Source organism: Bacillus sp. AFS015802, from assembly GCF_002561455.1.
Classification (GTDB): Bacteria; Bacillota; Bacilli; order Bacillales; family Bacillaceae_B; genus Rossellomorea.
The window spans coordinates 49,145-55,665 of sequence record NZ_NTUP01000065.1; the positions used below are offsets into that span (position 1 = coordinate 49,145).

General features: G+C 43.9%; 8 protein-coding genes. All 8 read right to left on the reverse strand.

Annotation, left to right across the window (positions count from 1 at the left end; translation table 11 throughout):
* Positions 1 to 76: 76 nt before the first annotated feature.
* The 8 genes from yabA to CN378_RS17225 all read right to left on the reverse strand — a co-directional run bounded on the left by yabA (position 77) and on the right by CN378_RS17225 (position 5,636).
* Positions 77 to 451 carry a DNA replication initiation control protein YabA gene (gene yabA, locus CN378_RS17190; RefSeq protein WP_098353714.1) on the reverse strand — a complete coding sequence of 125 codons (375 nt, stop codon included), beginning with the start codon at positions 449 to 451 and terminating at the stop codon, positions 77 to 79.
* 14 nt (positions 452 to 465) lie between these two features.
* Entirely contained in the window at positions 466 to 1,293 is an 828-nt protein-coding gene (locus tag CN378_RS17195) for a PSP1 domain-containing protein (protein ID WP_098353715.1), read from the reverse strand.
* A 7-nt stretch (positions 1,294 to 1,300) separates the two neighbouring features.
* Positions 1,301 to 2,284, reverse strand: coding sequence for a DNA polymerase III subunit delta' (gene holB / locus CN378_RS17200; protein ID WP_098353716.1), 984 nt, complete (start codon positions 2,282 to 2,284; stop codon positions 1,301 to 1,303).
* 17 nt (positions 2,285 to 2,301) lie between these two features.
* Entirely contained in the window at positions 2,302 to 2,742 is a 441-nt protein-coding gene (locus CN378_RS17205; protein WP_098353717.1) for a YaaR family protein, read from the reverse strand.
* Between the two features lie 15 nt (positions 2,743 to 2,757).
* Complete coding sequence (locus tag CN378_RS17210; protein WP_034762933.1) at positions 2,758 to 3,087, reverse strand: cyclic-di-AMP receptor; 330 nt, start codon at positions 3,085 to 3,087, stop codon at positions 2,758 to 2,760.
* Between the two features lie 139 nt (positions 3,088 to 3,226).
* Positions 3,227 to 3,859, reverse strand: a complete 633-nt coding sequence (tmk, locus tag CN378_RS17215) for a dTMP kinase (RefSeq protein ID WP_098353718.1) — start codon at positions 3,857 to 3,859, stop codon at positions 3,227 to 3,229.
* Between the two features lie 15 nt (positions 3,860 to 3,874).
* Positions 3,875 to 5,293, reverse strand: coding sequence for an aminotransferase class I/II-fold pyridoxal phosphate-dependent enzyme (locus CN378_RS17220; protein WP_098353719.1), 1,419 nt, complete (start codon positions 5,291 to 5,293; stop codon positions 3,875 to 3,877).
* 142 nt (positions 5,294 to 5,435) lie between these two features.
* Positions 5,436 to 5,636: a sigma factor G inhibitor Gin gene (locus CN378_RS17225; protein WP_257141193.1), complete on the reverse strand. Its 201-nt coding sequence runs from the start codon at positions 5,634 to 5,636 to the stop codon at positions 5,436 to 5,438.
* Positions 5,637 to 6,521: the final 885 nt, after the last annotated feature.

Genomic DNA, 6,521 nt, shown 5'->3' on the forward strand with positions numbered 1-6,521 from the left:
GAATAAAAAGGACCAATCCCACTTGAAGTGGATCAGTCCTTTTTATCTGTATTCAATTATAAGGATGGGTTGTTCCTCACTTCTTGTTCAAGAAAGAAAGACAGAACAAGCAGTCTTCATCCTTCCGGGGACTTCCAAAGTGTATGTTACAAATATGGAATCCTTCCTGGTATAATCGGGCAAGGTTGTCGTAGCCTTCTCCGATATCCAGTGTTCTATCTTCTAAGTCTGACTCACTCGTCGTACCCGTATCGCTGTTTGTTTGTACCTTTTTTGGTGAGTTCGCTGTTTGTTCCAGTCTACGGCGCAAATGTTCATTTTCTAGCTTTAGAGAGTTATTCTCCTCTAACATTTCAGCTAGGCATTGTTTGAGCTCACCTAATTGATGATATAAATGACCAATTTGTTGTTCCATGTTACTGACTGAATCAAAGAACTCTTTCTTATCCACGACACTACACCCCGTTACTCTGTGGCTTGGAATGATACGGCACCCTCGTTCATAATTTCATCTAATGTAAATTCCAGAACCCGTTCTTCTCCTTTGATTTCCACTTGAAGAATACGTTCCAGAATATTAAGACCTACCACTTTACCTTTTCCATGAGGTGTCTTAATCACTTCTCCGATATCAGGTAATTCTTCTTTCGCTGCTTCATACTCGTCATTCTCGTATTTCAGACAGCACATCAATCGTCCGCATAAACCTGAAATCTTCGTTGGATTAAGAGATAGATTCTGATCCTTCGCCATCTTGATGGACACAGGTTCAAAATCACCTAAAAAGGTTGAACAACATAGCATGCGGCCACAAGGACCAATACCACCCAGCATTTTTGCTTCGTCTCGAACGCCAATCTGACGAAGTTCAATGCGTGTACGGAAAATGGAGGCCAGATCTTTCACCAGCTCCCGGAAATCAACACGTCCATCAGCCGTAAAATAGAATATGACTTTATTACGATCGAATGTATATTCTACATCTACCAATTTCATATCCAATTGATGCTGATTGATTTTATCACAACATACGTTATAGGCTTCCGTTGCAGACGATTTATTCTCGTCTACGATCAAACGATCTTTTTGATCAGCGATACGAATCACTTTTTTCAAAGGAAGCACTACATCGTTTTCTCCTACTTGCTTTCTCTCTACGACTACTTTTCCAAATTCGACTCCGCGGACCGTTTCAACGATTACATAACAATCTTTTTGAATGTCCAAATCACCCGGATCGAAATAATAGATTTTACCCGCTTTTTTAAAGCGAACTCCTACAACATCGTACAAAGGACCATCACCCCTGCAGTTTTAGCATAAGCTGTTCTACTAGCAGCTGCGAATTCATATTGGCGTTTAACTTGCGTTTTGCTTCAAGGATCACCGTCATATTAGTAGAAAGACGATTCGTTGATACTTGAAGTGCGTTGGATTTCCAGTTTTCCTTTTGGTCCGGGTACACGAGCTGTTCTTCTTTTCCCAGCTGGATATGAAGTAAGTCTTTATATATTAGAAGTAAAAGATCCAATGCCCGATCGACTTGATCTTTTTCTTTGAAGTGCTGTACAAAATCCTCTTGTATTTTGACCATTGCTTGGAAGGGACTTTTCTGGAGGACTTCATATAATTTTAACACTATTATTCTTGCTTGTGCAAACCACTCATTTTGACATATTTCTACAGCTTCCTCATAATGGTTCGTCAAGTTGGCTGCGAGCGTGGCAAAATGGGGCGGGATCCCCTCTTCCAACAATTGTTGGGTCAGCTGTTCTTTCGGCAACGGCTTAAATGAAACCGTCTGGCACCGCGAAAGGATGGTAGGCAGGATCCGATGAATATTTTCCGTGATCAGGATCGCTGTTGTATCCGCCAACGGCTCTTCAAGAAACTTAAGTAGGCTATTAGCCGCATTCGCCGTCATTTTATCCCCATGGACAATGATGTATATCTTTTTCTTCGATTCTACACCCGTTTTCGAGAATTCTTCTTGCAGACTTTTGATCTGTTCCTTCTTGATTGATAGACCATCAGGCTCCACCACATGCAGATCCGGGTGATTCCCGTGGTTGATCCTTTTGCAGTTAGAGCAGTTTTCACAAGGCTTTCCGTCTACCCGGTTCAGGCACAGCAATGCCTTGGCGAACAGGATGCTCATTTCTTTCTTTCGTGTCCCTTTTTCACCCTCAAATAAATAAGCATGAGCGACACGATCCTTTAAAATGCTATTCTGGAGCATTTGAAGGACGACGGGCTGAAATGGTTGTATCTCTTCAAACAACATGTCTTAACATCACTCTCTTACATATAAAGATTGATAAGCAATCCTTTTATTTCTCCGATTTTTCCTAATATATCAATGGATTTCTTTTCTTTATCCAATACATCTTCCGTTAACCCGACAAGATGCTGATCAACCGTTTCGACGATATTGAGCTTCCGCCCTTCCCCATACTGATTCCATGTATGGGATTGCTTCAGGTCCATCCCGAAATCGACGGCTTCCCTCACGAACTTCTTGACCAGCGTTTTATACTTGGCAAGATCCTTGAAGGTCCTTGATTGGGCTAAACGCCTGCCGGCATCCTCTATCGTCGTGAGAAGCTTATTGAGCTGATCCATCTGCATTTTCTGATCGTGTTTCTGAACAAGCTGCCCGAACTTAACTTGACCCGTACCGACGGATCTCTGATCTTTCGCTACACTATCCAGGGACACACGATGATCTTGATTTATTTTCATACGGCCAACCTCACTTTAAAACTGATGGAATTGTTCTACAGGGAGAACGAATACAGTCGCACCGCCAACGGCCACTTCGACGGGATACGGCACGTAGGAATCTGCATTTCCGCCCATTGGGGATACAGGCGCCACCATCTGATCACGGGACTGACAATTTTCTTTAATGACCTGTAGCGCTTTCTCCACGCGAATATCCTCTGTCCCGATAATGAACGTCGTATTCCCGGACTTCAAGAATCCCCCGGTGCTCGCTAATTTTGTCGAACGAAAATTATGTTCCATCAGGGCATTTGACAAACGATTGCTATCTTTATCCTGTACAACTGCCATAATTACCTTCATGAATGAATTCCTCCGTTATAAAGCCATTTACTTCCTTCTATTATATCATTGAACCGACTCCAATGCTTCATCTAAAAAAGAGACGGACTTCTTAGCAGCGATGGATGCTTAGAAGTCCGCCTTATTCCATTAACCAGCCTTACTTATTTACATATCGAGTCACGATTTCATACGCATCGGCAAACACCGCTTCTTTGCTCTTACTGGCATCAATGACGTGAATGCGCTCAGGGTACTGTCTGATTACTTTCTGATATCCTTCCCGGACGAGGGTATGGAAATCCACCGATTCCAGGTCCAGTCGATTCACTTCCCTGCCATTATGCTTGGCAATCCTCTTTAATCCTTCTTCAGGGTCGATGTCAAAATACAGGGTGAGATCCGGCATCTTATCCTCGATCGCAAATTGATTGATTTCCATGACTTCTTCCATCCCGATCCCACGGGCATTCCCCTGATAGGCAAGGGAGCTGTCTATGAACCGGTCACAGATCACAATCTTTCCCTCGTTAAGGGCAGGGATCACCTTCTCTACCAGATGCTGACGCCTTGCAGCTGCATATAACAGGGCTTCCGTCCGTTTATCCATTTCCGTATTCGCTGTATGTAATATGACTTCCCTGATCTGCTCAGCAATGGAAATGCCCCCCGGCTCCCTCGTCTGAACAACATCCAATCCATCCTGCAATAGCTGATTATATAACTCTGATAATATCGTTGATTTTCCAGCTCCCTCAGGACCTTCAACGGTAATGAACAATCCTCTTGTCATCTAGTTCCCTCCGCTTTATCGATACACATACACACAGTGGTCCGCCAATCGGTGATGACCCTGTATGTTTGCCTTATTCACTATATATTCTTTTAACCGCTCGATTACATCTGCGGTAATCCTTTCCCCTGGTACCAACAGCGGGATCCCCGGTGGGTAAGGTATCACCATCCCGGCGGATATTTCACCTTCCGCAGCGTCCAGGGAAACAGGGACTTCCTCTTTCCCGTCCATTTCCTCCAAGGTTAAGGCCAAGGTGGAAAAATGGGCCCTTCTTTCCGGATGGCCGGTCCCTTTCTTTAGAGGGGCCTCCATCACCGGCTCATCCTCCAGCGCCCTGTTGATCCTTCTGGCTGCCTCTTGATATGGGAACGAAAGGCCCTTCTTTACTAAAGGAAGGATCAGCAGGACCTGAGCAGGATCAGCAAGCTCCGGATAGATGCCTTCTGACTCTAACAGTTCCTGAAGAACATAACCTGTACGCCCTTGAAGCGCCAGGACAAGCTTCAAGGGATCATGGGTCCGTTTAACCATAAGCTGGGGATGGCCCCCTTCGATCGCTTGTACAAACTTCCCGATATCCTCCAGCGCTTGATCCAGGTCCTCTTCAGAGAACGTCCCGACATAAGACCTCGCATAGTCAAGGGATGCCATAATCGGATAAGATGGACTACTTGATTGTAGCATAGATAAATACTCTTTTACCTTCCGCTCATTCACCCGATTACTTCCAATATGTAAAAAAGACCCCATCGTCATGGCCGGAAGCATTTTATGAGCTGAATGAACCACAATGTCTGCCCCGCAACCCAGTGCAGATTCCGGAAAAGGGGAACCCAGGGTAAAATGCGGACCATGCGCCTCATCAATGATGCACGTTACCTCATGCTTATGTAATTCTTTTATGATTTCTTCAAGATTATAGACAAACCCGTAATAAGTCGGATACGTCAGGACACATGCTTTTACATGAGGGAACGCCTTCAGCGCTTCCTTCACAGCATCCAACCCGATCCCAAGGGCCGTCCCTTCCTCATTCCACTCTGTTTCTATAAATATCGGAACAGCCTTGGCAAGCTTAATGCCATTCAGCACCGACTTATGACAATTCCGTTGAACAAACACCATATCCTCAGGACCACAGGAAGCAAGGATCGCCGCAATATTCCCTACCGTACTTCCATTCACCAGGAAATAACTCTTTAAAGACCCATATACATCCTTCAGCAATTCCTCGGCTTCCCGAATCGCCTCATGCGGATCGTGTAAATCATCCAATCCGCTCAATTCCGTAAGATCCCATTGAAATCGTGAGTGGTGGTCTCCCATCAATAAACCATTCTTATGCCCGGGAACATGAAATGAAATAGGGGTTGAGGACCGATGTCTTTCCAATGCCTCAATAAGAGGGGTTCTCGTATGATCACGCTTCATTCAATCTATCTCCTCAATAAAAATCTACATTCATATCGTATCATAACCCTGCTGTCCTGGAGTATGAAAATCATACGGACCTTGAATCAATCAACCTAGTAAATCACGACAAAAAAAAATCATAACCATGTATACCTTCTGGTTATGAGTAGATTTGAGGAGTATTCACTTTTTTCAGCCTCTGTATGAACAGCTTATACAAAGGATCATTCGTTTCTGTGTGAACCATTTCTTTCTCACATTCTGTGCAGATAAACGATGTGTATAGATGGATTCCAACCTTTTTCTCAACGTGACAAACGATACACTCTTCCCCATCCGCCTTACGTTCCTGATTTACCATAGGGCTCTCCACCTCCATACAACCTATTCTGCCTCAAAACCACCAATTGTATACATAATTTAAAACATTTCAACTGACAGAATAATCAAGTGTAATCCTATCTTATGTTACAGTCACCATGTCTGTGTATGTCTCTCTAAAAAAGATTGTGAAAAGATGTTGGTATATATGGGGATGTGCTTTAAATGTAATAGGTTGAGAGATGAAGAGATATGAAGGGAGGATTTTGATGTAGATCGGGAATCAGGGGCTGGTGCGATGGTATGTATAAGGAAAATTTGTTAAAAACAAGAGGATTTTGAACAGATATAGAAAAAATGGCCCTCTTCACCGGCTATTTAGGTCATCATTTACGTTAAGGTTTGGCCCGTTCGGTGGGGATTGCGTCATTTTGGAAGGTGATTGCGTCGTTTTCAGATTAATTGCGTCATTATTTTAATTTATGCGTCGTTTTCCATTTACTTCCTATATTACGAGATGCGCCACTGCCTCACTGAAACCTTTTGTAGAAATTACATTCAAAAAAAACCAAACAAAAAAGAGTAACCCCTAAGAGCTACTCTTTCTTCAAATATTGCCTGGCGACGTCCTACTCTCACAGGGGGAGCCCCAACTACCATCGGCGCTGAAGGCTGCGGCTAGTGATGAGCGGCGAATCTCTTCGTCCGCTTCACTCGTTCAGATCCTCGTGTGGGAACCACACTCCGGTCTTCACTCCCTCGCGTCCTCGACCTTCTTGCTCCTCCCTACCCTCGCAGTGCGTTTGAGGAGATATCAAATAAACCTACTTTGTTCTTCGAACCAGATAAAAAACTTATTTTAATCACAAAAAAGAGTAACTCCAATGAGCTACTCTTTTTCCTATTTGCCTGGCGACGTCCTACT

Excerpts from the sequence above, each read along its gene's own strand:
- CN378_RS17205 (WP_098353717.1), bottom strand. The coding sequence starts at position 2,742 with ATGAAAATAAATCAAGATCATCGTGTGTCCCTGGATAGTGTAGCGAAA.
- CN378_RS17225 (WP_257141193.1), bottom strand. The coding sequence starts at position 5,636 with ATGGTAAATCAGGAACGTAAGGCGGATGGGGAAGAGTGTATCGTTTGT.
- holB (WP_098353716.1), bottom strand. The coding sequence starts at position 2,284 with ATGTTGTTTGAAGAGATACAACCATTTCAGCCCGTCGTCCTTCAAATG.
- CN378_RS17210 (WP_034762933.1), bottom strand. The coding sequence starts at position 3,087 with ATGAAGGTAATTATGGCAGTTGTACAGGATAAAGATAGCAATCGTTTG.
- tmk (WP_098353718.1), bottom strand. The coding sequence starts at position 3,859 with ATGACAAGAGGATTGTTCATTACCGTTGAAGGTCCTGAGGGAGCTGGA.
- CN378_RS17220 (WP_098353719.1), bottom strand. The coding sequence starts at position 5,293 with ATGAAGCGTGATCATACGAGAACCCCTCTTATTGAGGCATTGGAAAGA.